25 protein-coding genes are annotated in these 25,201 nt (G+C 73.1%); 19 read left to right on the forward strand and 6 right to left on the reverse strand.

Annotation, left to right across the window (positions count from 1 at the left end; all coding sequences use genetic code 11):
- The coding region (gene trpS, locus ACFP2E_RS15410) for a tryptophan--tRNA ligase (RefSeq protein ID WP_378539349.1) at positions 1-925 on the reverse strand (925 nt) is incomplete at its 3' end.
- Positions 926-1,146: 221 nt separating this feature from the next.
- Between trpS and ACFP2E_RS15415 the strand changes: the two genes are divergently transcribed.
- From ACFP2E_RS15415 to ACFP2E_RS15435, 5 genes are all read left to right on the forward strand, one after another.
- On the forward strand, positions 1,147-2,349 hold the full coding sequence (locus tag ACFP2E_RS15415; RefSeq protein ID WP_378523694.1) for an acetoin utilization protein AcuC: 1,203 nt from the start codon (positions 1,147-1,149) through the stop codon (positions 2,347-2,349).
- A gap of 205 nt (positions 2,350-2,554) precedes the next feature.
- Positions 2,555-2,761 (forward strand): helix-turn-helix domain-containing protein, encoded by a 207-nt coding sequence (locus ACFP2E_RS15420; protein ID WP_378523695.1) that lies wholly within the window; start codon positions 2,555-2,557, stop codon positions 2,759-2,761.
- Positions 2,762-2,947: 186 nt separating this feature from the next.
- The gene (locus ACFP2E_RS15425) at positions 2,948-3,049 is read left to right on the forward strand and encodes a 30S ribosomal protein bS22 (RefSeq protein ID WP_008356322.1); all 102 of its coding nucleotides are present in this window, start codon (positions 2,948-2,950) and stop codon (positions 3,047-3,049) included.
- Between the two features lie 51 nt (positions 3,050-3,100).
- Positions 3,101-4,165, forward strand: a complete 1,065-nt coding sequence (locus ACFP2E_RS15430; RefSeq protein ID WP_378523696.1) for an NAD-dependent epimerase/dehydratase family protein — start codon at positions 3,101-3,103, stop codon at positions 4,163-4,165.
- On the forward strand, positions 4,158-5,393 hold the full coding sequence (locus ACFP2E_RS15435; protein WP_378523697.1) for a lysophospholipid acyltransferase family protein: 1,236 nt from the start codon (positions 4,158-4,160) through the stop codon (positions 5,391-5,393). Before ACFP2E_RS15430 ends, ACFP2E_RS15435 begins: the two co-directional genes overlap by 8 nt.
- A 49-nt stretch (positions 5,394-5,442) precedes the next feature.
- Here the strand turns inward: ACFP2E_RS15435 and ACFP2E_RS15440 are convergent, their stop codons facing one another.
- From ACFP2E_RS15440 to ACFP2E_RS15450, 3 genes are all read right to left on the reverse strand, one after another.
- Positions 5,443-6,576, reverse strand: a complete 1,134-nt coding sequence (locus ACFP2E_RS15440; protein ID WP_378523698.1) for a DUF5667 domain-containing protein — start codon at positions 6,574-6,576, stop codon at positions 5,443-5,445.
- Positions 6,577-6,718: 142 nt separating this feature from the next.
- Positions 6,719-7,519: a sigma-70 family RNA polymerase sigma factor gene (locus ACFP2E_RS15445; RefSeq protein ID WP_378523699.1), complete on the reverse strand. Its 801-nt coding sequence runs from the start codon at positions 7,517-7,519 to the stop codon at positions 6,719-6,721.
- A 170-nt stretch (positions 7,520-7,689) separates the two neighbouring features.
- Positions 7,690-8,577, reverse strand: coding sequence for an HAD family hydrolase (locus ACFP2E_RS15450; protein ID WP_378523700.1), 888 nt, complete (start codon positions 8,575-8,577; stop codon positions 7,690-7,692).
- A gap of 90 nt (positions 8,578-8,667) precedes the next feature.
- On the opposite strand from ACFP2E_RS15450, the gene ACFP2E_RS15455 reads away from it, so the two are divergent.
- The 7 genes from ACFP2E_RS15455 (at position 8,668) to hemB (ending at position 16,378) form a co-directional block, all read left to right on the forward strand.
- On the forward strand, positions 8,668-10,266 hold the full coding sequence (locus ACFP2E_RS15455) for a class I adenylate-forming enzyme family protein (protein ID WP_378523701.1): 1,599 nt from the start codon (positions 8,668-8,670) through the stop codon (positions 10,264-10,266).
- On the forward strand, positions 10,263-10,520 hold the full coding sequence (locus tag ACFP2E_RS15460; protein WP_378523702.1) for a glutaredoxin family protein: 258 nt from the start codon (positions 10,263-10,265) through the stop codon (positions 10,518-10,520). Before ACFP2E_RS15455 ends, ACFP2E_RS15460 begins: the two co-directional genes overlap by 4 nt.
- Positions 10,521-10,671: 151 nt before the next feature.
- Positions 10,672-11,400 carry a redox-sensing transcriptional repressor Rex gene (locus ACFP2E_RS15465; protein WP_378523703.1) on the forward strand — a complete coding sequence of 243 codons (729 nt, stop codon included), beginning with the start codon at positions 10,672-10,674 and terminating at the stop codon, positions 11,398-11,400.
- Positions 11,397-12,707, forward strand: a complete 1,311-nt coding sequence (locus tag ACFP2E_RS15470) for a glutamyl-tRNA reductase (protein WP_378523704.1) — start codon at positions 11,397-11,399, stop codon at positions 12,705-12,707. The genes ACFP2E_RS15465 and ACFP2E_RS15470 overlap by 4 nt, the downstream gene beginning before the upstream one ends.
- Positions 12,704-13,672 (forward strand): hydroxymethylbilane synthase, encoded by a 969-nt coding sequence (hemC, locus tag ACFP2E_RS15475; protein WP_378523705.1) that lies wholly within the window; start codon positions 12,704-12,706, stop codon positions 13,670-13,672. The genes ACFP2E_RS15470 and hemC overlap by 4 nt, the downstream gene beginning before the upstream one ends.
- The gene (locus ACFP2E_RS15480) at positions 13,669-15,330 is read left to right on the forward strand and encodes a uroporphyrinogen-III synthase (protein WP_378523706.1); all 1,662 of its coding nucleotides are present in this window, start codon (positions 13,669-13,671) and stop codon (positions 15,328-15,330) included. The genes hemC and ACFP2E_RS15480 overlap by 4 nt, the downstream gene beginning before the upstream one ends.
- A 40-nt stretch (positions 15,331-15,370) precedes the next feature.
- Positions 15,371-16,378 (forward strand): porphobilinogen synthase, encoded by a 1,008-nt coding sequence (gene hemB, locus ACFP2E_RS15485; protein ID WP_378523707.1) that lies wholly within the window; start codon positions 15,371-15,373, stop codon positions 16,376-16,378.
- Positions 16,379-16,507: 129 nt separating this feature from the next.
- Here hemB and ACFP2E_RS15490 read toward each other — a convergent pair whose 3' ends face one another.
- On the reverse strand, positions 16,508-17,284 hold the full coding sequence (locus ACFP2E_RS15490) for a septum formation family protein (RefSeq protein WP_378523708.1): 777 nt from the start codon (positions 17,282-17,284) through the stop codon (positions 16,508-16,510).
- Positions 17,285-17,419: 135 nt separating this feature from the next.
- Positions 17,420-18,595, reverse strand: coding sequence for a lytic transglycosylase domain-containing protein (locus tag ACFP2E_RS15495; RefSeq protein WP_378523709.1), 1,176 nt, complete (start codon positions 18,593-18,595; stop codon positions 17,420-17,422).
- A 246-nt stretch (positions 18,596-18,841) separates the two neighbouring features.
- Here ACFP2E_RS15495 and hemL point away from each other — a divergent pair, with 246 nt between their 5' ends.
- From hemL to ACFP2E_RS15530, 7 genes are all read left to right on the forward strand, one after another.
- Positions 18,842-20,164 carry a glutamate-1-semialdehyde 2,1-aminomutase gene (gene hemL / locus ACFP2E_RS15500; protein ID WP_378523710.1) on the forward strand — a complete coding sequence of 441 codons (1,323 nt, stop codon included), beginning with the start codon at positions 18,842-18,844 and terminating at the stop codon, positions 20,162-20,164.
- The gene (locus ACFP2E_RS15505) at positions 20,161-20,835 is read left to right on the forward strand and encodes a histidine phosphatase family protein (RefSeq protein WP_378523711.1); all 675 of its coding nucleotides are present in this window, start codon (positions 20,161-20,163) and stop codon (positions 20,833-20,835) included. Before hemL ends, ACFP2E_RS15505 begins: the two co-directional genes overlap by 4 nt.
- Positions 20,836-20,897: 62 nt before the next feature.
- On the forward strand, positions 20,898-21,452 hold the full coding sequence (locus ACFP2E_RS15510) for a TlpA family protein disulfide reductase (RefSeq protein ID WP_378523712.1): 555 nt from the start codon (positions 20,898-20,900) through the stop codon (positions 21,450-21,452).
- The gene (locus tag ACFP2E_RS15515; RefSeq protein WP_378523713.1) at positions 21,445-22,194 is read left to right on the forward strand and encodes a cytochrome c biogenesis CcdA family protein; all 750 of its coding nucleotides are present in this window, start codon (positions 21,445-21,447) and stop codon (positions 22,192-22,194) included. The genes ACFP2E_RS15510 and ACFP2E_RS15515 overlap by 8 nt, the downstream gene beginning before the upstream one ends.
- The gene (locus ACFP2E_RS15520; RefSeq protein WP_378523714.1) at positions 22,191-23,849 is read left to right on the forward strand and encodes a cytochrome c biogenesis protein ResB; all 1,659 of its coding nucleotides are present in this window, start codon (positions 22,191-22,193) and stop codon (positions 23,847-23,849) included. Before ACFP2E_RS15515 ends, ACFP2E_RS15520 begins: the two co-directional genes overlap by 4 nt.
- Entirely contained in the window at positions 23,846-24,817 is a 972-nt protein-coding gene (gene ccsB, locus ACFP2E_RS15525) for a c-type cytochrome biogenesis protein CcsB (RefSeq protein ID WP_378523715.1), read from the forward strand. Before ACFP2E_RS15520 ends, ccsB begins: the two co-directional genes overlap by 4 nt.
- A gap of 69 nt (positions 24,818-24,886) precedes the next feature.
- Entirely contained in the window at positions 24,887-25,174 is a 288-nt protein-coding gene (locus ACFP2E_RS15530) for a hypothetical protein (protein WP_378539350.1), read from the forward strand.
- The last annotated feature ends 27 nt before the right edge of the window (positions 25,175-25,201 follow it).

Here is a 25,201-nt window from a genome sequence, read left to right on the forward strand (position 1 = left end):
CTGTGGCGAGCACCGGCTCGGTGACCTTGCGGGCCCGCGCCGCCCCGTCCTCGTAGACCGAGGCGACGTGCGCCGGGTCCGCCGCGAGGTCGGTGTACCGCTTCTGGACCGGCTCGAGCACCGCCACCACGGCGTCGGAGACCTCGCGCTTGAGCTCGCCGTACGTCGTGATCCCGTCGGCCGACCCGCCGCAGGCGGCGAGGACGTCGAGCAGGTTCGTCACCCCCGGCTTGGTCTCCCGGTCCGGGCGCACCGCGCCGGGGCCGGTGTCGGAGTCCGTGACCGCACGGGCGACCTTGCGGCGCACCACGTCGGGCGGGTCGAGCAGCAGGATCGTCCCCGGGCCTTCGACCGACTTGCTCATCTTGCGGGTGGGGTCGGCCAGGTCCATGACCCGGGCGCCCGCCCGAGGGGTCGAGATCTCGGGGACGGTGAACACCTCGCCGTAGGTGCGGTTGAACCTCGTCGCCAGGTCGCGGGCCAGCTCCACGTGCTGCCGCTGGTCGTCGCCGACCGGCACGTGGCGGGGGCGGTAGAGCAGGATGTCGGCCGCCATCAGGACCGGGTAGGTGTAGAGCGAGGCCCGGGTCGACTCGCGCCCGCGCCCCTTCTCCTTGAACTGGATCATCCGGTTCAACTCGCCGGTGTACGCCGTGCACTCCAGCAGATAGGTGAGCCCGGTGTGGGCGGGGACGTCGCTCTGCCGGAACAGCGTCGCCTGCTCCAGGCCCGCCGCGAGCAGCAGCGCCTGCATCTCCTGCGTCCGGGCCCGAAGCAGAGCTGGGTCGTGCGCGGTGGTCATGGCGTGCAGGTCGGAGATCCCGTAGAACGCGTCGGCAGTCCGGGCGGCCATCGGCCGCAGCGCGCCGAGGAGGTTGCCGAGCGTCAACCGGCCCGACGGGGTCAGCAGGGACAGGGTGGTCATGGAGTGCTCCTGGGGATCAGGGCCCGGAGCGGCCACGGCACGTGCGACGACGTGCGAACGAACCGCCCGCGGGCGGCCGTGGTGAGAGGTGTGCGAGACGAGGCGGCCGCCGTCAGGCGGGCCACCAGCGGGAGATCGAGGTCGTCGGCACGGCGCCAGTGTGCCATGGGGCGGGACGCGGCGCGAGGCTGGTGACGGCGCGGCAGGTAACCTGCGTGACCATGGTGGAGTCCGTGACAGCTGCGTGCACCGGGCCGGCGAGCGTCGTGTTCGACCGCAGCCTGTGCGAGTACAGCTTCGGCCCGGGACACCCCATGTCACCCGTCCGGGTCGACCTGACGATGCGGCTCGCCACCGACCTCGGGGTGGTGGGCGACCGGCTGCAGATGGTGCCGGCGCCGATGGCGGACCTCGACCAGATCCTCACCGTCCACGACCCGCAGCTCATCGAGGCCGTCGAGCACTGCGGCACCGTGCGCGACGGCAACGACCTGTCCCACGGCCTCGGCACCGACGACAACCCGGTCTTCCTCGGCATGCACCACGCCGCCGCGCACGTGGTCGGCGCGACCCTCGAGGCGTGCCGACAGGTGTGGTCCGGGGAGGCCACCCACAGCGCGAACATCACGGGCGGGCTGCACCACGCCATGCCCGACCGGGCCAGCGGCTTCTGCGTCTACAACGACGTCGCGGTCGGGATCCAGTACCTGCTCGACCAGGGTGCCGAGCGGGTCGCCTACGTCGACGTCGACGTCCACCACGGCGACGGTGTCGAGAAGATCTTCTGGGACGACCCCCGGGTTCTGACGATCTCCCTGCACGAGACCGGTCAGATGCTGTTCCCCGGCACCGGCTTCCCCCAGGACGTCGGTGGTCACGACGCTCGGGGCAGCGCCGTCAACGTCGCGCTGCCACCCGGCACCGGCGACGCCGGCTGGCTGCGGGCCTTCCACGCGGTGGTGCCGCCGCTGCTGCGGGAGTTCCGGCCGGACGTTCTGGTCACCCAGCACGGCTGCGACTCCCACGTCGAGGACCCGCTGGCCCACCTGATGATGAGCGTTGACGGCCAGCGAGCCGCGTACGCCGCCCTGCACGACCTCGCACACGAGGTTGCCGGCGGTCGCTGGGTCGCGACGGGCGGTGGCGGCTACGCGCTCGTGGAGGTCGTCCCGCGCTCCTGGACCCACCTGCTGGCGCTGGTCGCCGGCCGGCCGCTCGACCCGGACACCGCCACCCCGGACTCGTGGCGCGAGTACGTCCGGGCCGTGCTCGGGCGCACCGCGCCGCTGCGGCTGACCGACGGCAGGACGCCGGGCTACCGCGACTGGTCGGAGGGCTACGACCCCGACACCTGGCTCGACCGGGCGGTGAACGCCACCCGCACGTCGGTCTTCCCCTTCCACGGGCTGGACCCGCTCCCCTGAGCGGTCCCGGCCGGATGGGACCCGACAGGCTTCGGAGCGACTCCCCACAACTGGGCAAATTTCAAGAGGACACGCCGGGGGAGACGTGGAGGTTTGGCCATTACCTTTCCCACGAGTCACTCCAGGCTCTATTCTCACGAGAACGCGGACGTGCGAGCACCGGTGGGGAAGCCGGTGGCGAGCCGCGCAGAAGGATCGGTGCACGATGGCTGACAACTCGTCCGGGGATCGCTCCGAGTCGACGTTCCTGACCGTTGCCGAGGTGGCCGCGATGATGCGCGTCTCCAAGATGACCGTCTACCGGCTCGTCCACAACGGCGACCTGCCCGCGGTGCGGGTGGGGCGCTCCTTCCGGGTGCTCGAGGAGGACGTGAACGAGTACCTCCGCCGCAGCTTCTACAACGCTGGCTGAGGGCCGGTTGAGGGCCGGCTGAGGGCAGATCTGGCGCCGGCAAAGGCCGGCCTCTCGGGACCGCGTGGACCGCGTCGTACCAGCAGGGTCCACGCGGTTTCGGCTGCCTGCGGCGGTGCGGATAGGCTGTGGCCTCGTCGCCCCGGCGCTCCGCCGGGCGGCTGCACAGCTGTTGAAAGGTATCCCGTGGGTTCTGTCATCAAGAAGCGGCGCAAGCGCATGGCCAAGAAGAAGCACCGCAAGCTGCTGAAGAAGACGCGCGTCCAGCGTCGCAAGCTCGGCAAGTAAGGGTCGCGCGCCCGCACCAGGCGGATCGGCGCGACTCGGGGGGTCATCGCCATGGACAGCAGCGGCAGGGTCGTCCTCGTCACCGGGGTCTCACGTGACCTCGGTCGTCGGTTTGCGCGCGCCCTGGCGTCCGACCCTGCCGTCGCGCGGGTGGTCGGCGTCGACGTCGTCCCTCCGCGGGGCGACATCGGTGAGGTCTCCTTCGTCCGTGCCGACATCCGCACCCCGGTCATCGCGAAGGTCATCGCCAAGGAGGACGTCGACACCGTCGTCCACATGAGCGTCATCGCGACCCCCGGCACCGCCGGGGGTCGGCACACGATGAAGGAGCTCAACGTCATCGGCACGATGCAGCTTCTCGCGGCCTGCCAGAAGGCACCCGGGGTGCGCGACCTGGTGGTGAAGTCGACGACCACCGTCTACGGCGCCAGCAGCCGCGACCCCGCCATGTTCACCGAGGACATGCAGCCGCGGCGCCAACCCCGCTCGGGCTACGCCAAGGACGTCGCCGAGGTCGAGGGGTACGTGCGCGGCTTCGCACGACGTCGGCCCGACGTCCGGGTGGCGGTGCTGCGGGCGGCCAACGTGCTCGGACCCCGGATCTCGAGCCCGATCACCTCCTACTTCCGGCTGCCGGTCATCCCGACCGTGCTCGGCTACGACCCGCGGCTGCAGTTCCTCCACGAGCGCGACCTGCTCGCCGCGCTGCGCCATGCCACGCTCGGCGACGTCGCCGGCACGTTCAACGTCGCGGGCGACGGCGTGATGCTGCTGAGCCAGGCGGTGCGCCGGCTGCAGCGGCCGACCGTCGCAATGCCCGGCCCGATGGTCGGCCAGCTCGGCAACGTGCTGCGTTCCGCCCGCCTGGCGGACTTCTCGCCCGAGCAGATCGGGTTTCTCACCTACGGTCGCGGGGTGGACACGACCCGGATGCGCGAGGTCCTCGGCTTCGAGCCCGAGCTCACCACCGCCGAGGCCTTCGCCGACTTCGCCGCCTCCCTCGGCCCGGCCGAGGGAGTGCCGCTGCGAGCGCTCGACCGGCTCGCCGGCCTCATGGAGTCCGGCGACCCCGAGCACACCGACCGGACCGGGCCAGTGGAGGTGGGGCGTGGCTGACGCCGAGATCATCCCGATCGGGACCCGCGGCCGACCCGGCCGCGGCACCGGCTCGGCCACGCCGTCGTCGGCCGCCCGCGGGCTGGCCCCGCGAGCGGCGGCGCCCCGGCGCCCGGCGGAGCCCGGTCGCGAGTCGGCGGTGGAGTCCGCCCAGGAGGCCCCCGAGCCGGCGACCGAGCCGACTCCCGACGCCGCGGGCCCCCGCAAGGCGCCCCCGCCGCGACGCCCTGCAGGTTCCGCTCAGGCGGAGGAGGGCCGGCCCGGGCACGACGCCGGCGACCGGGCAGGCGCGGGCCGTCCGGGTGCCACCACCCGCGACCGCGCCCCGCTGTCGGGCATCCCGGCGGGCGACTGGCTGGCGGCCTTCCAGCAGGCCGCCCAGGAGGTCTTCGGCGAGCAGTGGGAGCCGCAGCTCGCCCGGTTCCTGGCCTTCCTGCGCCGCCGCCTCACCGGCGAGTACGCCGTCGACGAGTACGGCTTCGACGCCGAGGTCACCGAGCGCTTCTTCCTCGCAGCGCTGCGACCGCTGGCGCAGAAGTGGTTCCGGATCGAGGTGCGCGGCCTCGACAACATCCCCGCCGAGGGTGGGGCGCTGGTGGTCTCCAACCACTCGGGCACGCTGCCCGTCGACGGACTGATGACGATGGTCTCGGTCCACGACGCGACCGGCCGCTTCCTGCGGCCGCTGGGCGCCGACCTGGTCTTCCGGCTGCCCGTGGTCAGCAACCTCGCCCGCAAGGGCGGCGCGACCCTGGCCTGCCACGAGGACGCCGAGCGGATGCTCGCCGGCGGCGAGCTGGTCGGCGTCTGGCCGGAGGGCTTCAAGGGCATCGGCAAGCCGTACGCCGAGCGCTACAAGCTGCAGCGCTTCGGGCGCGGCGGCTTCGTCTCGTCCGCGCTGCGCACCGGCGTGCCGATCATCCCGCTGTCAGTGGTCGGCGCCGAGGAGATCTACCCGCTCGTCGGCAACGTCCCGTCGCTGGCGCGGCTGCTGGGCCTGCCGTACGTGCCGATCACGCCGTTCTTCCCGTGGCTCGGCCCGCTCGGGCTGGTGCCGCTGCCGTCGAAGTGGCTGCTGGAGTTCGGCGAGCCCATCCGGACCGACGACTTCGAGCCGGGCGCGGCGGACGACCCGATGCTGGTCTTCAACGTCACCGACCAGGTGCGCGAGACGATCCAGCAGACGCTCTACAGGCTGCTGATGCAGCGCGAGTCCGTCTTCCGCTGACCGACGCCCGGCCCCCGCAGCGGTCGTCGGGGCCCGTCAGTGGGGCCCGTCAGTTGAGCGTGCCGTCGAGACCGTCGGTGATCTCGTCGATGGTGTCCTGCAGCCCCGGGATGTCAGGGGCGCCCGACACGCCGTTCTTCGTGGTGTTCTTGCCGCCCTTGGTGAGGTCGTCGGTCAGGTCGCCGACAGGGTCGTCCCCGAGACCGGCGCCGGGCTCGGTGCCGGGGCCCTCGGTCTGGGACTCCGTCGGCGGCTCGAGGATGCTGCCGGGCGGCAGGCTGGCGCCCGGCTGCAGCAGGCCGGGCTCCTCGGACTCGCCGTCGCCGGAGCGCTTCGAGTCGTCCGACGTCGCGTCGAGCGGCTCGACGACCGGCGGCACGGTGGTCGAGGTGAGGATCGCCGGGATGTCGGCCACGCCGGTGCCGGGGCAGAACGGGCAGATGCGCGAGGCCTCGAGGTCGATCTGGGCGATCACCCGAGCGGCGTGCAGCAGCTCGTCACGGGCGTCGACCGGGACCATCGTCTCGAGCTGCTCGAGCGAGGCCATGCTGGCGCCGGTGAAGTCGCGCAGCTCCTCGATCGAGCCCTCGCGGCCGGTCTCGGCGTAGTCGGCGAGCAGCAGGTCGGAGGCCTCGGTGGCCTGCTCGGCGAAGGTGTTGAGGGTGTCGGCGATGACCCGGGCGTCGTCGTCGCGGCCCGCCTCGCTGAGGGCAGTCACCTCGGCCAGCCGGCCGGAGGCGCTGGAGATCAGGGTCGAGCCGCGCTCGCGGTCGCTGGCGCTGAGCCCGGCGTCGGCGTTCTCCAGCGCGCGCTTGAGCGGGTAGAGGACGTCGCCGGGGAGCGAGCCCTGCGCTGCCACAGCGACCGAGCTGGTGGCGCCGACGGCGACCAGGCCGCCGACGACGGCGGCGATCCGGCGCTCACGGCGGCTGCGACGCGGCGGCAGCACCAGCCGGGCCTCGTCGGTGCGGGCCGGCATCGACTCGGCCTCGGCCATCAGCCGGGACCGGAGGTCGGCCACGAACTCGGGGCGGGCGGGGGCGGGCGGGATGTTGCGCAGGGCTCCCACGAGCGCGAGCAGCTCGGCGTCGCGAGGCGCGTCGGCGGCGGTGCCGTCGACCAGCCCCTCGACGAGCTTGTCGAACTCGTCGGCGCGGCGGCGCGTCGTGAACGCGGGAGTCATCGAAGTGGTCCTGTCGTGTGGTTCCGGAGTGCCGGGTGGTCCCGGAGTGCCGGGTGGTCCCGGTGCCCACTCCAACGCCGGGGGAGGGCCGGAGTTACGGCGTGTGACGTAGATTTCATTGACTGGGCAGTAACCATCTGCGTCAGTCCCTCAGTCCGTCGGGCATCAGCTTGGCCAGGTTGCGCACGCCGCGCAGCTGGAGCTGCTTCACGGCCCCGTCGCTGCGCCCCAGCGCCTCGGCGGTCTCGGCGATGCTCATGCCCTGCAGGAACCGCATGATCAGGCAGTCGCGCTGCTCGTCGGGCAGCGACTTCAGCGCGCCCAGCAGGATCTCGTTGGTGATGCCGGCGAGCACGGCGTCCTCGGGACCGTCCTCGGTGGCGTCGTCGTGGAGGCCCATGTCCTCGGTGGCCAGCTCCAGCCGGGTGCGACCGGCCTTGAAGTGGTCTGTCGCGAGGTTGCGGGCGATCGTCATCAGCCAGGCGCCGAAGTCCTTGCCCTGCCAGCGGAAGTTGCACATGCTGCGCAACGCCCGGAAGAACGTCTCCGAGGTGAGGTCCTCCGCGAGCTGCGTGGACCGGGTGCGGTAGTAGAGGAAGCGGTAGACCGAGGCCTGGTAGTGGTCGTAGAGCAGCCCGAAGGCCTCGCTGTCGCCGGAGCGGGCGAGCTCGACCAGCGCGATCAGGCGGGTGCGCTCGGCCTCGTCCTCCTCGGAGGAGGCCGCCTCGCCGTCGTCGGCGTACCCGGTGGAGGGCCCCGACGAGGGGCCCGACGAGCGGCCCGACGGGCCGTCCGAGGGGCCGGACGAGGGGCCGTGGTCGGTGGCGGCCTCGGAGAACAGCAGGAAGTCGGCGTCGGCAAGTGCCGGCTGCGCCAGCACGCGGGCAACCGCGATCCGCAGGGCGTCGATACCCGCGTCGAGGCCGCGCCCCTTCCGCTGCATGTTGATGGAAACCCTCCCGCTCAGCTTCCCCCGGAGCCTTACCCGATGGTAGGTCGAGCCTCCTGTCAAGGGAACAGGCCGCGGGGGAACGTGGTCCAGACCACGTTCTCCCACGATAACCCGGCGGGGTGACCTACGTCCCGGGAACCCCTCCGATCGGGGGCGGCCGTTCAGCGCCGGCGTGCCCGCAGGCCGGCCCCGGCGGCCACGGCGCCACCCAGCGCCCCGACCGCGGCGCCCGCCACCAGTCCGGCGCGAGCGGCCTTGCGGGCGGTCCGGTAGTCCCGCACCCGCCAGCCCCGCTCGCGCGCGGCCGCCCGGAGCCGGGCGTCGGGGTTGATGGCGCACGGGTCGCCCACCAGGCTCAGCAGGGGCAGGTCGTTGTAGGAGTCGGAGTACGCCGAGCAGCGGTCGAGGTCGAGCCCCTCGCGCTCGGCCAGTGCCTTCACCGCCTCCGCCTTGGCCGGGCCGTGGAGCATGTCGCCGACGAGCCGACCGGTGTAGACGCCGTCGACGTGCTCGGCGACGGTGCCCATGGCGCCGGTGAGGCCGAGGCGGCGGGCGATGATGCTGGCGATCTCGATGGGTGCCGCGGTGACCAGCCACACCCGCTGGCCCTGGTCGAGGTGGAGCTGGGCCAGCGCACGGGTGCCGGGCCAGATGCGGTGGGCCATCGCCTCGTCGAAGATCTCCTCGCCCAGCTCCTCGAGCTCCTGCACGGTGTGGCCGGCGATGAACCCGAGCGCGGAGCTGCGGGCGTCGGCGACGTGCTCGGGGTCCTCGACACCCACCACGCGGAAGTAGGCCTGCTTCCAGGCCGCGCCGAGGATCTCGCGGGTGGTGAAGAAGTTGCGCCGGTGCAGACCCCGGGCGAGGTGGAAGATGCTCGCCCCCTGCATCACGGTGTTGTCCACGTCGAAGAACGCGGCGGCCGTGGGGTCGGCAGGGTGGCTGAGGGCGGACTCGACCTCGGCGGCGGCCGCGGCGGCCTCGCCGGCGAGCGTGGACCGCAGCTGCAGGTCGATCCGGCGTCGGCGCTGGTCCTGGGGCGGAGTCACGGGTCCGAGCCTAGGAGATCCGGGCCGCGCTGGCACCAGCCCGGCCGGCAACCGGGGGTGGGTTCGCCGTGCTGTGCGAGGATCGCCCCCATGCCCGGTGACCATGGCACGCACCCTCCGGCCGACCCGGCCGATCTGGCGGACCTCGTCGGTGCCGCCGCGGCCGAGCAGCCCGCGGCGCCCGCCCTCGTCGAGTCGGACGGCGTCCGGCTGACCTGGGCCGAGCTCGACGAGCAGGTCTCGCGGGTCGCCTCCGGCCTCAACCACCTCGGCGTCGTCGGCGGCCAGCGGGTGATGGTCGTCCTGCCCAACCGTCGCGAGCTCGTGACGACGTACCTCGGCACCCTGCGGGCGCAGGCGGTCGCAGTGCCGGTCAACCCCGGCTCCACCGCCCACGAGGTCGGCCGGATGATCGCCGACTCCGGCAGCCGTGTGGTCGTCGCCGACGCGACCACGGTCGACCGGGTGCGCGAGGCGCTGGCCGACGGCGCCGAGGCGCAGCTGGTGCTCGTCGGCGCCGAGCCCCGCGCCGGCGAGACGGCGTTCGAGGTGCTGGAGGCGACCGAGCCGCGGCCGGTGCCCGCGCTGCGCGACCCCGGCAAGCTCGCGGCACTGCTCTACACGAGCGGCGCGTCGGGACGGCCCCGGGCGGCGATGCTCACCCACCGCGCGCTGCTGGCCAACGTCGACCAGGTGGCGGCCGTCGAGCCGCCGCTGATCCGGGCGGACGACGTCGTGCTCGGCGTGCTGCCGCTCTTCCACGTCTACGGCCTCAACGCCGTCCTCGGTGGCGTGCTGCGGCACCGCGCCACACTCGTGCTCGTGGACCGGTTCGACCCCCAGGGCACGCTCGACGTCATCGAGGACCACAGCTGCACCGTGGTCCCGGTCGCGCCGCCGGTGTTCAACCACTGGCTCGCGCTCGACGGGGCCGGCGGGTCGGGCGGGGTGCTGCGCGAGCGGCTGGCCGGCGTCCGGCTGGTGGTGTCCGGCTCGGCGGCGCTCGCCGCCGAGGTGGCGCAGGAGTTCGCCGACAGGTCGGGCGTCCCCGTCCACCAGGGCTACGGCCTGACCGAGGCGGCGCCCGTGGTCACCAGCACCTTGTGCAGCCAGGGCAGCCAGGGCCCGGTCCCGGGCTCGGTCGGGGCGGCGCTGCCCGGCATCGACCTCCGGCTCGTCGACGACGACGGCCGGCCGCCCGAGGGCGACGACCCGGGCGAGATCTGGATCCGGGGCGACAACCTGTTCAGCGGCTACTGGCCGGACGGGGCGGACGGCCCCGACGAGGACGGCTGGTGGGCGACCGGCGACGTCGGCATCCTCGACCCCGCCGGCGACCTGGTGCTCGTCGACCGGGTCAAGGACCTCGTCATCGTGTCGGGCTTCAACGTCTACCCGCGCGAGGTCGAGGAGGTGCTGCGGGAGGTCGACGGCGTCCTCGACGCCGCCGTGGTGGGGGCCGACGACCCCGACACCGGCGAGGCGGTCGTCGCCTACGTGCGCGCGCCCGGCGCAGACCCGCAGGCCGTCGTGGACGCCGTACGCCGGCACTGCGAGGCCCAGCTGGCCCGCTTCAAGCAGCCGTCGCGCATCGAGGTGGTCGACGAGCTGCCGCTCACCGTGACCGGAAAGGTGCGCAAGGGGATGCTGCGCGGCCTCGAGCGCCGCCGCAGCACGGGACTGCTGTGACCGGCGCAGCCCGCACCGACCCGCGGGTCACCCTCTACACCCGGCCCGGCTGCCACCTGTGCGACGCCGCCCGGGAGGTCGTCGACCGGGTCTGCCGGGACCTGGGCGAGCAGTTCGTGGAGGTCGACATCGACCGCGACCCGCTGCTGCAGGAGCGGTTCGGCGAGGAGATCCCGGTGACCTTCGTGGACGGTCGCCAGCATGACTTCTGGCGGGTCGACGAGGTCCGGCTCCGCGCGGCCCTGGCCGGCTGACCGGCCCCGCTGCGCGTGGGTCTTCTCACATGTGCTAGCGAGCGACCTCCTCGGTTTGTTCCCACGTTCACAAACTCCTAGAGTGAACGAGCCGCACGACCTGCAGCCGGGCGTCGAGAGCCCGCGGTCGAGGGGCTGGAGAGAAGAGCAAGTGACGGCACGGACTCCCACCGAGAGTGCCCGGGACATCCCCGAGGCGACGGTCGCCCGCCTGCCGGTGTACCTCCGGGCGCTCAACGCCCTCGCCGACGACGGCACCCGCACGTGCTCGAGCGAGGAGCTCGCGTCCGCCGCCGGCGTCAACAGCGCCAAGCTGCGCAAGGACCTGTCGTACCTCGGGAGCTACGGCACCCGCGGCGTCGGCTACGACGTCGACTACCTCCGCTACCAGATCGCCCGCGAGATCGGCGTGACCCAGGACTGGCCGGTCGTGATCGTCGGCATCGGAAACCTCGGCCACGCGCTCGCCAACTACTCCGGCTTCCGCAGCCGCGGCTTCCGGGTCGTGGCCCTCCTCGACGCCGACCCCCAGCGGCACGAGGAGGTCGTCGCCGGGGTCGAGGTCCGCCCGTTCGACGACCTCGAGCGGATCGTCACCGAGCACGGCGTGGCCATCGGTGTCATCGCCACCCCCGCCGTCGCCGCCCAGGACGTCGCCGACCGGATGGTCGCCTGCGGCATCCGCAGCATCCTCAACTTCGCGCCGACCGTGCTGTCGGTGCCCGACGGCGTCGACGTCCGCAAGGTCGACCTGTCCATCGAGCTGCAGATCCTCGCCTACCACGAGCAGCGCAAGACCCACGGCCAGCAGGTCGGCCAGCAGCTCGACGAGCCGGTGGACCGTGAGGTCGAGGAGCCGGTCGAGGGGGCGACGGCATGAGCGTCCTGGTCGTGGGCATCTCCCACCGCTCCGCGCCGGTCGCGCTGCTCGAGCGGGTCGCGCTCGACGCCGACGGCGTTGCCAAGCTGACCGCCGACGTGCTGGCCAGCGAGCACGTCACCGAGGCCACGGTCATCGCGACCTGCAACCGCCTCGAGATCTACGCCGACGTCGACCGCTTCCACGGCAGCGTCGAGGAGGTCTCCCGGCTGCTCGTCGAGCGGGCCGGCGAGTCGACCGAGGCGATCCTGCCCCACCTCTACGTCCACTACGACGACGGCGCGGTGTCCCACCTCTTCCACGTCGCCGCCGGCCTCGACTCCATGGCCGTCGGCGAGGGCCAGATCCTCGGCCAGACCCGCGAGGCGCTGCGCCGCGGCCAGGAGAGCGGCTCGGTCGGCCCGGCCCTCAACGTGCTGTTCCAGCAGGCGCTGCGGGTCGGCAAGCGGACCCGCGCCGAGACCGACATCGACCAGGCCGCGCCGTCGCTGGTCTCCGCCGCGCTGGCGCGCGTCGAAGACGCCCTGAGCGGGGTCGGCGGCGTCGCCGGGGCCCGGGTGACCGTGCTCGGTGCCGGCGCCATGGCGGCGCTCGCCACCGCCACCGTGTCGCGCCTCGGCGCCGCCGAGGTGACCGTGGTCAACCGCAGCGCGGGCAACGGTGAGCGGCTCGCCGCCGAGTACGCCGCCCGGTCGGCCACCCTCGACCGGCTTCCGCAGCTGCTCGCCGAGACCGACCTGCTGCTGTCGTGCACCGGCGCCGCCGGCGTGCTCGTGGACGTCGACATGGTCGGCGCCGCTCTCGCGACGCGGGGCGCCGGGCGGTCGTTCGCGGTGGTCGACCTGGCCCTGCCCCACGACGTCGACCTCGCGGTCCGCGACCTCCCGGGTGTCACGATGCTCGGTCTGGCCGACCTCGCCGACGAGCTGCGCGACAGCGACGCCGGGCGCGAGGTCGACGGCGTACGCCGGATCGTGGGCCAGGAGGTCACCGCGTTCCTGTCAGCGCGCCGGCAGGCGAGCGTGACCCCGACCGTGGTGGCGCTGCGCTCCATGGCGACCTCGGTGGTCGAGGCCGAGATGGAGCGGCTCGACGCCCGGCTCCCCGACCTCGACGAGGCCTCCCGCGAGGAGGTGCTGCAGGCCGTGCGCCGCGTCGCCGACAAGCTGCTGCACCAGCCCACCGTGCGCGTGAAGGAGCTGGCCAACGAGACCGGCACGGTCTCCTACGCCACCGCCCTCGCCGAGCTGTTCTCGCTCGACCCCGACGCGGTCGACGCCGTCACCCGCCCTGAGGGCCTCGGATGAGCGCGACGACGAGGCCGGAGACGAGGCCGGCGATCAGGCTGGGGACCCGTGCCTCCCTGCTCGCGACCACGCAGTCCGGGACCGTGGCGGCGATGATCCGCGACCAGCTCGGCCGCGAGGTCGAGCTCGTCGAGGTCAGCACCCACGGCGACGTCGACCGCACCTCGCCGCTGGCGCAGCTCGGCGGCACCGGCGTCTTCGTCAGCGCGCTGCGCGACGCGCTGCTCGCCGGCGAGATCGACGTCGCCGTGCACTCCCTCAAGGACCTTCCCACCGCCCCGCACGCCGGGATCGCGCTCGCGGCCTGCCCGCCGCGCGAGGACCCCCGCGACGTGGTGGTGGCCCGCGACGGGCTGACCCTGGGCGAGCTGCCCGTGGGCAGTCGCGTCGGCACCGGCTCCCCGCGCCGCGAGGCGCAGCTGCACGCCCTCGGCCTCGGCTTGGAGATCGTGGGCATCCGTGGCAACGTCGACACCCGGATCGGCAAGGTGCGGTCCGGCGACTACGACGCCGTCGTGCTGGCGCGGGCAGGCCTGGCCCGCATCGGCCGCCTCGACGAGGCGACCGAGGTGCTCGACCCGCTGCAGGTGCTGCCCGCTCCCGGGCAGGGCTCGCTCGCGGTCGAGTGCCGCTCGGACGACGACGACCTGGTCGCCGAGCTGGCCCGCCTGGACGACCCCCGGACCCGGGCGGCCGTCGAGGCGGAACGAGCCGTCCTGGCCACGCTCGAGGGGGGCTGCTCCGCCCCGATCGGCGCGCTGGCCGAGGTGGTCGAGGGCGACGAGGGGGACGAGCTGTGGGTCAGGGCGGTGGCCCTGAGCCCGGACGGGGTGCTCGCGGTGCGGAGGTCCGCCACCGGAGACCCCACCGACGCCGTCGGCGTCGGGACCCGTCTGGCGAACGAGATGCTCGCCGACGGGGCAGGACGATTGACCGAAGCACCAGCGAAGAGGCAGAACGCATGACGCGAGGCAAGACCAGCCCCACCAGCACCCCGGTCCGCGGGTGGGTGTCGTTCGTGGGCAGCGGCCCCGGCGACCCCGACCTGCTGACGGTGCGCGCCGTCGACCTGCTGCGCCAGGCCGAGGTGGTGGTCACCGAGGTGCCCGAGCACGAGGCGCTCGTCCGGGGCCTGCTCGGCCTGCCCGAGCCGGTCGAGGGCGAGGAGACGGCCGCGACCGACGGCCCGGTGTTCGTCGACGGCGGGTTCGGCGAGGACGGCCAGCCCCTGACGCACGCCGCGCGCGCCAAGGTGGTCGTCAGGCACGCCAAGAAGTCGCGCGTCGTGCGCCTGATGACCGGCGACCCGTTCCTCTACGCGTCCGGCCCCGAGGAGGCCCAGGCCTGCGTGAAGGCGGGCATCGGGTTCGAGATCGTCCCCGGCGTCTCGTCCGTCAGCGCGGTCCCGGCGTACGCCGGCATCCCGCTGACCACCAAGGACAACCGCGAGGTCGCCGTGGTGACCTGTGGCGAGAAGGCCGTCGACTGGAGCCGGTACGCCGACGCCCGCACGCTCGTGCTGCTCTCCGCGGTGGGCTCCATCGGCGAGATCGCGCCGGCCCTCGTGGCCGCCGGCCGTGACCCGCAGACCCCCGTCGCGATGACCCGGGTCGGCACCACCACCGAGCAGGCCACCGTGACCTCGACGCTGGCCGACATCGCCGCCGACGCCCGGGCCGCCCGGATCGCGCCGCCGGCCGTCACCGTCATCGGCGACGTGGTCAACCTGCGCGAGACCCTGTCGTGGTTCGAGACCAAGCCGCTCTTCGGCTGGCGGGTGCTGGTGCCCCGCACCAAGGAGCAGGCCGGCTCGCTCACCGCCCGGCTGCGCGGCTACGGCGCGGTGCCCGAGGAGGTGCCGACCATCTCGGTCGAGCCCCCGCGCAACCCGCAGCAGATGGACAAGGCCGTCCGTGGCCTCGTCGAGGGCCGCTACGAGTGGATCGCGTTCACCTCGGTCAACGCGGTGAAGGCGGTTCGCGAGAAGTTCGAGGAGTACGGCCTCGACGCCCGTGCCTTCTCGGGCCTCAAGATCGCCGCCGTCGGCGAGAAGACCGCCCAGGCGATCGCCGCCTGGGGCCTGCGCGCCGACCTGGTGCCGTCCGGTGAGCAGTCCGCCGCCGGGCTGCTCGAGGACTGGCCGCCGTACGACGAGGTCCTCGACCCGATCAACCGGGTCTTCCTGCCGCGCGCCGACATCGCCACCGAGAACCTCGTGGCGGGCCTGGTCGACCTCGGCTGGGAGTGCGACGACGTCACCGCCTACCGGACCGTCCGGGCCACGCCGCCGCCGGCGCCGACCCGCGACGCCATCAAGACCGGCAAGTTCGACGCGGTCGTCTTCACCTCCTCCTCGACGGTGCGCAACCTGGTCGGCATCGCCGGCAAGCCGCACCCGTCGACGGTGATCGCTGTCATCGGCCCGGCCACCGCCAAGACCGCCGAGGAGCACGGCCTGCGGGTCGACGTGCTGGCCCCCAAGCCGGACGTCGAGGTGCTGGTCGACGCGCTCGCCGACTTCGGTGCGGCCCGCCGGATCGCGCTGATGGAGCAGGGTCAGCCGGTCACCAAGCCGTCCGAGCGCAAGCCGTCGAGCCGCCGCAAGGCCACGTCGTCGCGCTGAGCGGCTACGTGGACCGGGTCGGCGCAAGGGGGAGGACCCGATGACGCAGTCCGAGAGCACCCGTCCCGAGCCGGTCGGCCCGCTGGTGCGGCCCCGACGGCTGCGCACCACCCCGGTACTGCGCAGCCTGGTCGCGGAGACGACGGTCGAGCCGCGGCAGCTGGTGCTGCCGCTGTTCGTCCGCGAGGGCATCGACGAGCCGCACCCGATCTCGTCGATGCCGTCCGTCTACCAGCACACCCGGTCGAGCCTGCTCGAGGCGGTCACCGAGGCCGCGGAGCTCGGTCTGGGCGGCGTGATGCTGTTCGGGATCCCCGCCGAGAAGGACGCCGAGGGCTCCGGGGCGATCGACCCGGCGGGCGTGCTCAACCTCGCCATCACCGACGTGGTCGGCGAGGTGGGCGACGCGCTCACCGTCATGAGCGACCTGTGCCTCGACGAGTTCACCGACCACGGGCACTGCGGCGTGCTCACCGCCGACGGCCGGGTCGACAACGACCGGACCCTCGAGCTCTACGCCCAGATGGCGCTGGCCCAGGCCCACGCGGGCGTCGACATGGTCGGCCCGAGCGGGATGATGGACGGCCAGGTCGCGGTGATCCGGGAGTCCCTCGACGGCGGCGAGCACGTCGACGTCTCGATCCTCGCCTACTCCGCGAAGTACGCCTCCGCCTTCTACGGCCCCTTCCGCGAGGCCGTCTCCTCGACTCTCGAGGGCGACCGCCGCACCTACCAGCAGGACCCCGCCAACGCCCGCGAGGGCGTCCGCGAGGCGCTGCTCGACATCGCCCAGGGCGCCGACGTGGTGATGGTGAAGCCGGCGCTGGCCTACCTCGACGTGGTGCGCCGGGTGCGCGACGCCGTCGACGTCCCGGTCGCGGCGTACAACATCTCCGGCGAGTACGCCATGGTCGAGGCCGCCGCCGCCCGCGGCTGGATCGACCGCGAGCCCGCCATCCTCGAGACCCTCACCTCGATCCGGCGCGCCGGCGCGGACATCGTGCTGACCTACTGGGCGGCCGAGGCCGCCCGCCTGCTGCGGCGCTAGGGGGTGTCGCGATCCCCGGATATCCGGGGATCGCCTCGCTTCCCGGCCTCTGAAGTGACCGAGAAGCGAGGCGAGTGCCCGAGTGCTGGGGCGGGTGGTGCGCTGGTGACGACCCCGGCCCGCTGTGGGCTAGACGCGGGTGGCCCGGTAGCAGACGAGGATGCGGCTGCCCGCCTTCCAGGTGAGCCCGTTGGCCCAGGTGGCGTACCAGCCCCGCGTCGAGCGGGCGTCGCGGCACTTCCGGTTCGCGTAGCGCAAGGCCTTGTCGGCGGACGGCTCCTTGGACCACGGCATGGTCACCGTCTGCGACGCCCGGTACTGGTGCTTGCGGTCGCAGACGGTCACCATCGTGCCCCGGCGAAGGTTCACCAGGCACCGCGCTTCGTCGTCGGTGAGCAGGCGTCCCTGCAGGTAGCCCTGCTCAGTCGGCAGCGGCATGATCTTCGCGCCGCCGCGCAGCACCAGGTCGCAGCGCACCCAGCGGGCGCCGTGCTGGCGCTGCTGCTTCGTCGGCAGGAAGAACGCCAGGCCGTACGCCGAACGGCTGATGACGGCGTGCGAGCGGCCGAGCCGGTCCCACATCGCCGGGTAGCAGGACTTCGCGAGGATGCGCTCGACGTCCTTGCTGGCGCCCGAGAGCTTGCCGTCGGCCGGGACCGTCTCGACGGCCACGACGACCGCGGTGTGCGACTCGGTGCAGTCGACCGGCGCCGAGGTCTCGGCGTTGCCGTACATGGCGTCGTAGTCGTAGGCGCGGCACTCGCCGACCGTGGGTTGCTGGTAGTGCGGGCCGTCGGGCTCCGGCTCAGTCGCGCCGGCCACCGCTCCGCCGGTCGGCAGGGCGAGCGCGAGCGCGACGGCGGTCGTCACCAGCGCGCGCGAAAAGGTCCCGAGAGAGGGGGTCATGCGGCTGTTCTCCTGACTCGTCGACGCGGGCGTCGCTGCTCGGACCTGCGTCGTCGCGCGGCGCCCGCCACGGCCGCCCAGTGCGGCCGGCGCACGCTAGCAGTGGGTGGCCCACGTCACCCGGTCAGGGCTGGGTCAGGGGTTGGTGAGGTCCTCGACGCACTTGTCGAAGTCGTCGTTGTCCTTGAGCGGGTTGTCGACGAGCCCCTGGGCGGTGCACTCGGCGATCGCCTCGGCAGTCGTCAGCACGTCCTCGACCGGCGGCAGTGACGGGTCCGGCAGCGGCGGCGTGGTCGGGACGGGGTTGCCGTCGCCGTCACCCGGCGGCTGCACCGGGTCCTTGGGGTCGTCGTCGTCCTTCGGCGGCTGGTTGGCCGGCGGGTTGTCGTTGTTGCCCCCGTTGTTGCCGCCGTTGTCGGGACCGTTGCGGTCGTCGTTGCGCGGCCCCTTCGGGGCGGCGGGCGCGACGGGCGTCGGGGCGGGCAGGAAGACGCCGGCCGGGGTGGCGCTGTTGGGCACCGAGGTGAAGTCGCCGGAGAGGTAGGCGTTCATGATCGAGAGCACGAGGTCGACGTAGGACTCGCTGTGGTTGTAGCGGTAGACCGCCGCCCGCTGGCCCGCGACCGTCGAGAGGTCGTCGTTGCCGGAGCAGAGGTAGACGGCCGAGGCCAGGGCGGCGTCATCGATGTCCTGCGGGTCGCGCTTGGCGTCGCCGTCGGCGTCGACCCCGACCACCGACCAGGTGGAGGGGATGAACTGCATCGGGCCGACCGCGCGGTCCCACTCGGCGTCGGCGTCGTACTGGCCGGCGTCGGTGTCGCTGATGACGGCGGTGCCGCGGCGTCCGTCGAGCGGGATCCCGAAGATGCCGGGTCGGGCCACGCCGTCCTTGCCGAGCGTGTTGCCGTTGGCGCGGCCGTGGTCGGACTCGACCCGGCCGATCGCCGCGATGAGCTGCCAGGTGATGTTGCAGCCCTTGTCGGCGGAGTTGATGACGGTCTCGGCCCGCTGGTACGCCGCGAGCGCGGCAGACGGGATGCCGTTGGCGCTGGCGGTGGCGACCACCTTCTCGGCGCGCTTGCCCTCGATGCCGGGCGCGGTCACGCCCGGGGCGGAGACGGTGGCGGGGGCACGGATCGCCTCGGTGGGGATCTCGGTGCCGTCGGGGAGGACGGCGGGGGGCTCGGTGTCACCCGCGGCCGCGCTGGTCAGGCCGATGCCGGTGACGCTGGCCGTCCACGCGGTCGACAGCACCATCAGGGGCACGAGTGCGGAGGCCTTCTGGACCCGGCCGAAACGCGATGCGGACATCTACCTGTGTCTCCCGTTCTGCTCCCACCACAATGGTGCTCCCTCGTGCACCCTGTGACCATCCAAACGATCGGGGTTCCTCGCGGTTACGCCGCGGTAACACGGGCCCCCGTCAGACACGAACGACCATTCCCCCGCGACGTGACGCAGAAACTCGCAGCGGGTGGCCGTGGTCTGGACCACGCGACGGTACACCCGGGCTCCCCTCGATGTGCCCGACTTGGCCTCCTCGGTGACAATGAACCGGTGACGACCCCCAGCGCCGCAGCCTCCGAGGCCCTGTTCGACCGGGCCCGCCGGGTCACGCCCGGCGGCGTCAACTCCCCGGTGCGCGCCTTCCGCGCCGTCGGCGGGACGCCCCGCTTCATCCGCTCCGCGGCCGGGGCCTGGCTCACCGACGTCGACGGCAACGAGTACGTCGACCTCATCTGCTCGTGGGGCCCGATGCTGCTCGGCCACGCCCACCCGGAGGTGATGGCGGCCGTGCAGGCCGCGGTCGCCCGCGGCACGTCGTACGGCGCCCCCACCGAGCCCGAGGTCGAGCTCGCCGAGGAGATCGTGGCGCGCACCTCCGTCGAGGCCGTGCGGTTCGTCTCCTCCGGCACCGAGGCGACGATGTCGGCGATCCGGCTCGCCCGCGGCTGGACCGGCCGCGACGTGGTCGTGAAGTTCGCCGGCTGCTACCACGGCCACGTCGACTCGCTGCTGGCCTCCGCCGGCTCCGGCCTGGCCACCTTCGCGGTGCCCGGCACGCCCGGGGTGCCCGCCTCCTCGACCGAGCTCACGCTGGTGCTGCCGTACCACGACCGCGCGGCCGTCGAGAAGGTCTTCGCCGAGCACGGCGACCGCATCGCCTGCCTGATCACCGAGGCGGCGCCGGGCAACATGGGCGTCATCGCCCCCGAGCCCGGCTTCAACAGGTTCCTCGCCGAGACCTGCCGGGCCCACGGCGCGCTGTTCATCTCGGACGAGGTGATGACCGGGTTCCGCGCCACGCGGTTCGGCCAGTGGGGCCTCGACGGTGCCGTCGAGGGCTGGGCGCCCGACCTGACCACCTTCGGCAAGGTGATGGGCGGGGGCTTCCCGGCAGCGGCGTTCGGCGGCCGCGCCGACGTGATGGCCCACCTCGCGCCCGAGGGGCCCGTCTACCAGGCCGGCACCCTCTCGGGGAACCCGGTCGCCACGACAGCCGGCCTCACCACTCTGCGGCTCGCCGATGACGCCGTCTACGAGCACATCGGCACCGCCGCCGAGACGATCCGGGAGGCCGCCACCGCCGCGCTGACCGCAGCCGGGGTGCCGCACACCGTGCAGGCCACCGGCACGATGTTCTCGGTGTTCTTCGCCGACGGCGCGGTGCGTGACTTCGACGACGCCAACCGCCAGGACCTCGGCGCCTTCGCGGCGTTCTTCCACGCGATGCTCGAGCGCGGCGTCTACCTGCCGCCCTCGGCGTACGAGGCGTGGTTCCTGTCCTCGGCCCACGACGACCGCGCGGTGCAGACCGTGCTCGACGCGCTGCCCGCCGCCGCCCAGGCCGCGGGCGCGGCCTCGAAGGGGAACGCATGAGCGACAGCACCGTGGTCCACCTGCTGCGGCACGGCGAGGTCCACAACCCCGACGGGGTGCTCTACGGGCGGCGCGACGGCTTCCACCTCTCCGACCTCGGCTGCCGGATGGCGCAGCGGGTCGCGGACGCCGTCAAGCACCGCGACATCGTCCACCTGCGGTCCTCGCCGCTCGAGCGGGCCCAGGAGACCGCCCGGCCGCTGGCCGAGGCGCGCGGGCTCGACATCGTCACCGACGACCGGGTCATCGAGTCCAGCAACGTCTTCGAGGGCGAGCGGTTCGGCCCCGGCCGGAGCGCGCTGCGCAACCCCCTCAACTGGCGCCACCTCTGGAACCCCTTCAAGCCCTCGTGGGGCGAGCCGTACGACGACATCGTCGCCCGGATGCGCGCGGCGATGGAGGACGCCCGCGACGCCGCCCGCGGCCGCGAGGCCGTGATCGTGTCCCACCAGCTGCCGATCTGGACGACCAGGCTGGCCGCCGAGAAGCGGTCCTTCCTGCACGACCCGCGCAAGCGGCAGTGCACGCTGTGCTCGCTCACCTCGTTCCACTACGACGACGACCGGCTGGTCAAGGTCTCCTACTCCGAGCCCGCGGGCGACCTCATCCCCAGCCGCGACAAGGCCGCCCCGTTCTCGGCCGGCGGCGCGCCCGAGGAGCGCCGGCCCTGATCCCTCGCACCGCCCCCACCCTCCTGCTCGCCTGTCTGCTGCTGCTGACGGGCTGCTCGTCGTTGGAGGCCGCCGGCGACAAGGGCTACATCTCCGGCGACGGCACCGTCCGCGAGCTGCCCGTCGCCGACCGTGAGGAGCCGGTCGAGCTCGAGGGGGAGACGCTGGACGGCGACCGGCTGTCGCTGGAGTCGCTGCGCGGCACGCCCGTCGTGGCGGTCGTGTGGGGCTCGTGGTGCGCGCCCTGCCGGGCCGAGGCGCCCGACGTGGTCGAGGCCGCCGAGCAGCTCGAGGGGACCGCCGAGTTCGTGGGCCTCAACATCCGCGACGGCTCCCCGGAGCAGGCCAAGGCGTTCGTCCGCAGCTACGAGGTGCCCTACCCGTCCTACTACTCGCCCGACGGCGAGGCGATGCTGGCCTTCGCCGGAACCCTCACCCCGAACTCCATCCCGAGCTTCGTGGTCCTCGACGAGGAGGGCCGGGTGGCCGCCAGCATCATCGGCAAGCTGCCCTCGACCACCACGCTGGTGACGCTGGTCGAGGACGTCGCGAAGAGCGGTACGGGGAAACTCAACGACGGGACCGACGGGGCCGTGGGGGAGCCCGCAGATGGCTGAGTGGTTCTCGATGCAGGCGGCCTCCGGGTCCCTGCTGCTCGCGGTCCCGGTGGCGCTCGTCGCCGGGCTGGTCTCGTTCTTCTCGCCGTGCGTGATCCCGCTGCTGCCCGGCTACCTCTCCTACGCCACAGGCCTGTCCGGCGCCGACCTCGAGCGCGCCCGGCGCGGCCGGATGCTGCTCGGCTCGGTCTTGTTCGTGCTCGGCTTCACGGTCGTCTTCGTCGCGCTCGGCACGCTGTCCGGGGCGCTCGGGGCGACGCTGGTGAGCTGGCGCCGCGAGCTCACCGTGGTGCTGGGCCTGCTGGTGGTCGTGCTCGGTCTGGCGTTCGCCGGGGTGCTGCCGCTGCTGCAGCGCGACTGGCGGGTCCACAAGGTCCCCTCCGTGGGGCTCGCCGCGGCGCCGGCCCTCGGCTTCCTCTTCGGGCTCGGCTGGACGCCGTGCATCGGGCCGACGCTGGCCGCGATCACCACGCTCTCCATCAACGAGGCCACGGCCGGCCGCGGAGCACTGCTCTCGGCCGTCTACGCGCTCGGCCTCGGCGTGCCGTTCGTGCTGGCCGGGCTCGCCTACCGCCGCGCGCTCGGCGCCTTCGGGTGGGTGCGCCGCCACCAGGTCTGGGTGATGCGCGCCGGCGGCCTGATGCTGGTCGCCGTCGGCGTCCTCCTCGTCACCGGCTGGTGGGACCAGGCCGTCACCTGGCTGCAGGTCAACCTCGTCACCACCACGGAGACCGCGCTGTGAGTGTCGAGACCACCACCCGGCCGCCGGGCGACGAGGAGCGCCGCCCCGGCGAGCTGACCTTCGGGGAGCTGCTGCGCTGGTCGTGGCGGCAGCTGACGTCGATGCGTACCGCGCTGATCCTGCTGCTCCTGCTCGCGCTGGCCGCCATCCCCGGCTCGGTCGTGCCGCAGCAGGACGTCGACGCGCTGGAGACCTCGCGCTGGCAGGAGGCGCACCCGAAGCTCACCCCGATCTACGAGAAGCTCGGGCTGTTCTCGGTCTACGACTCCCCGTGGTTCTCGGCCATCTACATCCTGCTGATGGTGTCGCTGGTCGGCTGCATCATCCCGCGGTCGTTCGTCTACTGGCGGGCCCTGCGAGCCCGGCCGCCGCGCGCCCCCCGCCACCTGACCCGGCTGCCGGACCACGCGACGTACACCACGGACGCGACGCCCGAGGAGGTGCTCGACCGGGCGCGGGAGGTCCTGCGCCGCCGGCGCTACCGGGTGGCGGTCGACGACGACGGCGCGGTCACCGCCGAGCGCGGCTACCTGCGCGAGGCCGGCAACCTGCTGTTCCACCTGTCGGTGCTGGTGGTGCTCGTCGGGTTCGCGATGGGCAGCCTGTTCGGCTACCGCGGCGGCGTGATCCTCGTGGTCGGCAACGGCTTCGCCAACAACCTCACCCAGTACGACGACTTCGTGCCCGGCAGCCTCTTCCAGCCCGACGTGATGGAGCCGTTCGCCTTCGACATCGAGGACTTCGACATCGAGTGGCTCCGGGAGGGGCCGGCGCGCGGCCAGGCGCGCTCGTTCGTCTCGCACCTCACCTACACCGAGGCGCCCGGCGCGCCGGAGCAGGAGTACGACCTGCGGGTCAACCACCCGCTCGCCATCGGCGACACCGAGATCTTCCTGATCGGGCACGGCTACGCGCCCGTCATCACGGTCAGGGACGGCAACGGCGACGTCGCCTACAGCGGGCCGACCGTGTTCCTGCCCACCGACGGCACCTTCCGCTCGTTCGGCGTCGTGAAGGCTCCCGACGCCCGGCCGCAGCAGATCGGGCTGGAGGGCGAGTTCTACCCGACGTTCGCGTTCACCCAGGAGACCGGACCGTTCTCGGCGTTCGGCGACAACCTCAATCCGGCGGTCTCGATGCTCGTGTACGCCGGCGACCTCGGCATGGACGACGGCCCGGCACAGTCCGTCTACGGCCTCGACAAGTCGGGCACCGAGCTCGTGGAGAAGGCCGACGGGTCGATGTTCCGCGTCGACCTCGCCCCCGGGCAGGAGGTGACGCTGCCCGACGGGCTCGGCTCGGTCAGCTTCGACGGCGTCGAGCGGTGGAACAAGCTGCAGATCAGCCGTACCCCCGGCAAGTTCATCGCGCTGGCCGGCGTCGTGCTCGCGCTGGTCGGACTGCTGGGGTCGCTGTTCATCCGCCCGCGCCGGGTGTGGGTGCGGGCCCGGCCCCGGGTGGATGCCGCGGTTGGCGCCGACGGGCACACTGGCGAGGGGGCTCCCGGGTCCGGCACGGGAGGAACGCTGGTCGAGGTCGCCGGCCTCGACCGTTCCGGCGGCGGTGACGTGCCCGCCGAGCTGGAGGAGATCGTGGCCGCGCTGCGCGCGGCGGAGGGCGGCCGCGGCGCGGCCGTCGAGAAGGGAACGACATGACGGACCAGGCTTGGGAGATGCTCAGCAACCAGTTCGTCGCCGTGTGCGGCGTGCTGTACTTCCTCGCCCTGCTCTCCCACCTCGTCGAGTGGGCGTCGCTGCGCAAGCTGCCCGCACAGGAGACGGTGTCGACGGGCCGGACCGCGATGTTCGGCCGGCTCGGCCTGATCCTCACCGTGCTGGCCGCGCTGGCCCACCTCGTCGCCCTGGTAGCACGCGGGCTCGCCGCCGACCCGGACCGGGTTCCGTGGGGCAACATGTACGAGTTCACGCTGAGCGGCACGTTCGTGGTGGCCGCCGGCTACCTGCTGCTGCTGCGTCGCTACCGGCTCGCCTGGATGGCGCCGATCGTGGTGGCGTTCGTGCTGGCGACCCTCATGGTGGCGGTGATCTGGCTCTACGACCCGGTCGCGCCGCTCACGGAGGCGCTCTACAGCCCGTGGCTGGTCATCCACGTGGTCTCGGCGATCATCGCCACCGGCGCCTTCACGCTCGCCGGCATCTGCTCCGTGCTCTTCCTCATCAAGGGCCGCCGCGAGCAGCGCGAGACCGGGTACCTCGCCCGCGTCCCCGACCTGCCGACCCTCGACCGGGTGTCCTACCGGCTGCACGCCTTCGGCTTCCCGGTGTGGACCTTCGCCGTCCTCATCACCGGCCCGATCTGGGCGCACCAGGCGTGGTCGTCGTACTGGAACTGGGACCCCAAGGAGGTGTGGGCGTTCATCACCTGGGTCGTGTACGCCGCCTACCTCCACGCCCGGTCCACCGCCGGCTGGAAGGGCCGCAACGCCGCGCTCCTCGCGCTCGTCGGCCTCGCCACCCTGTGGTTCAACTTCATCGGGATCAACTTCTTCTCGAGCAGCTCCCAGCACTCCTACGCCGGTGGCGAGGTCTCCCAGGTCTCCCAGGTCTCCGAGGTCTCCGAGGTCTCCGGGGCCCAGCGCGAGCTGCCACCAGTTGCCCGCTGAACCACCGGGAGCTGCCACCAGTTGCCTTCCGGCGGGACGTCGCGGCCGCGACGCACCTATGGTGTCGGCATGTCGACCCGTCGGGCCCTCGCGCCCGCAGCAGTCATGGGGGTCCTGGGGGCACTCCTCGGAGCCCTGACCGTCTGGCTCAGCACTCCCGAGCCGTCGCCGTGCCACACGCTCGAGGACGGTCTGCGAGCCTGCATGCCCGTCGTCGTGATCCCCCCGCCGCCGTGGCTCTACGGCGTCGCTGCACTGGCCGGAGCGGTCCTCGCCGCGGGTGCGACGGTGGCTTTGGCCATGGCGCGGCACAGGTGGGCAACGAGTCCAGAGGGCGGCAAGGTCTCGCCACGCTGAGGGCCCGTTCGGCGGGAACTGCTGGCA

This window comes from Nocardioides sp. GCM10027114 (assembly GCF_042659625.1).
Classification (GTDB): domain Bacteria; phylum Actinomycetota; class Actinomycetes; order Propionibacteriales; family Nocardioidaceae; genus Nocardioides.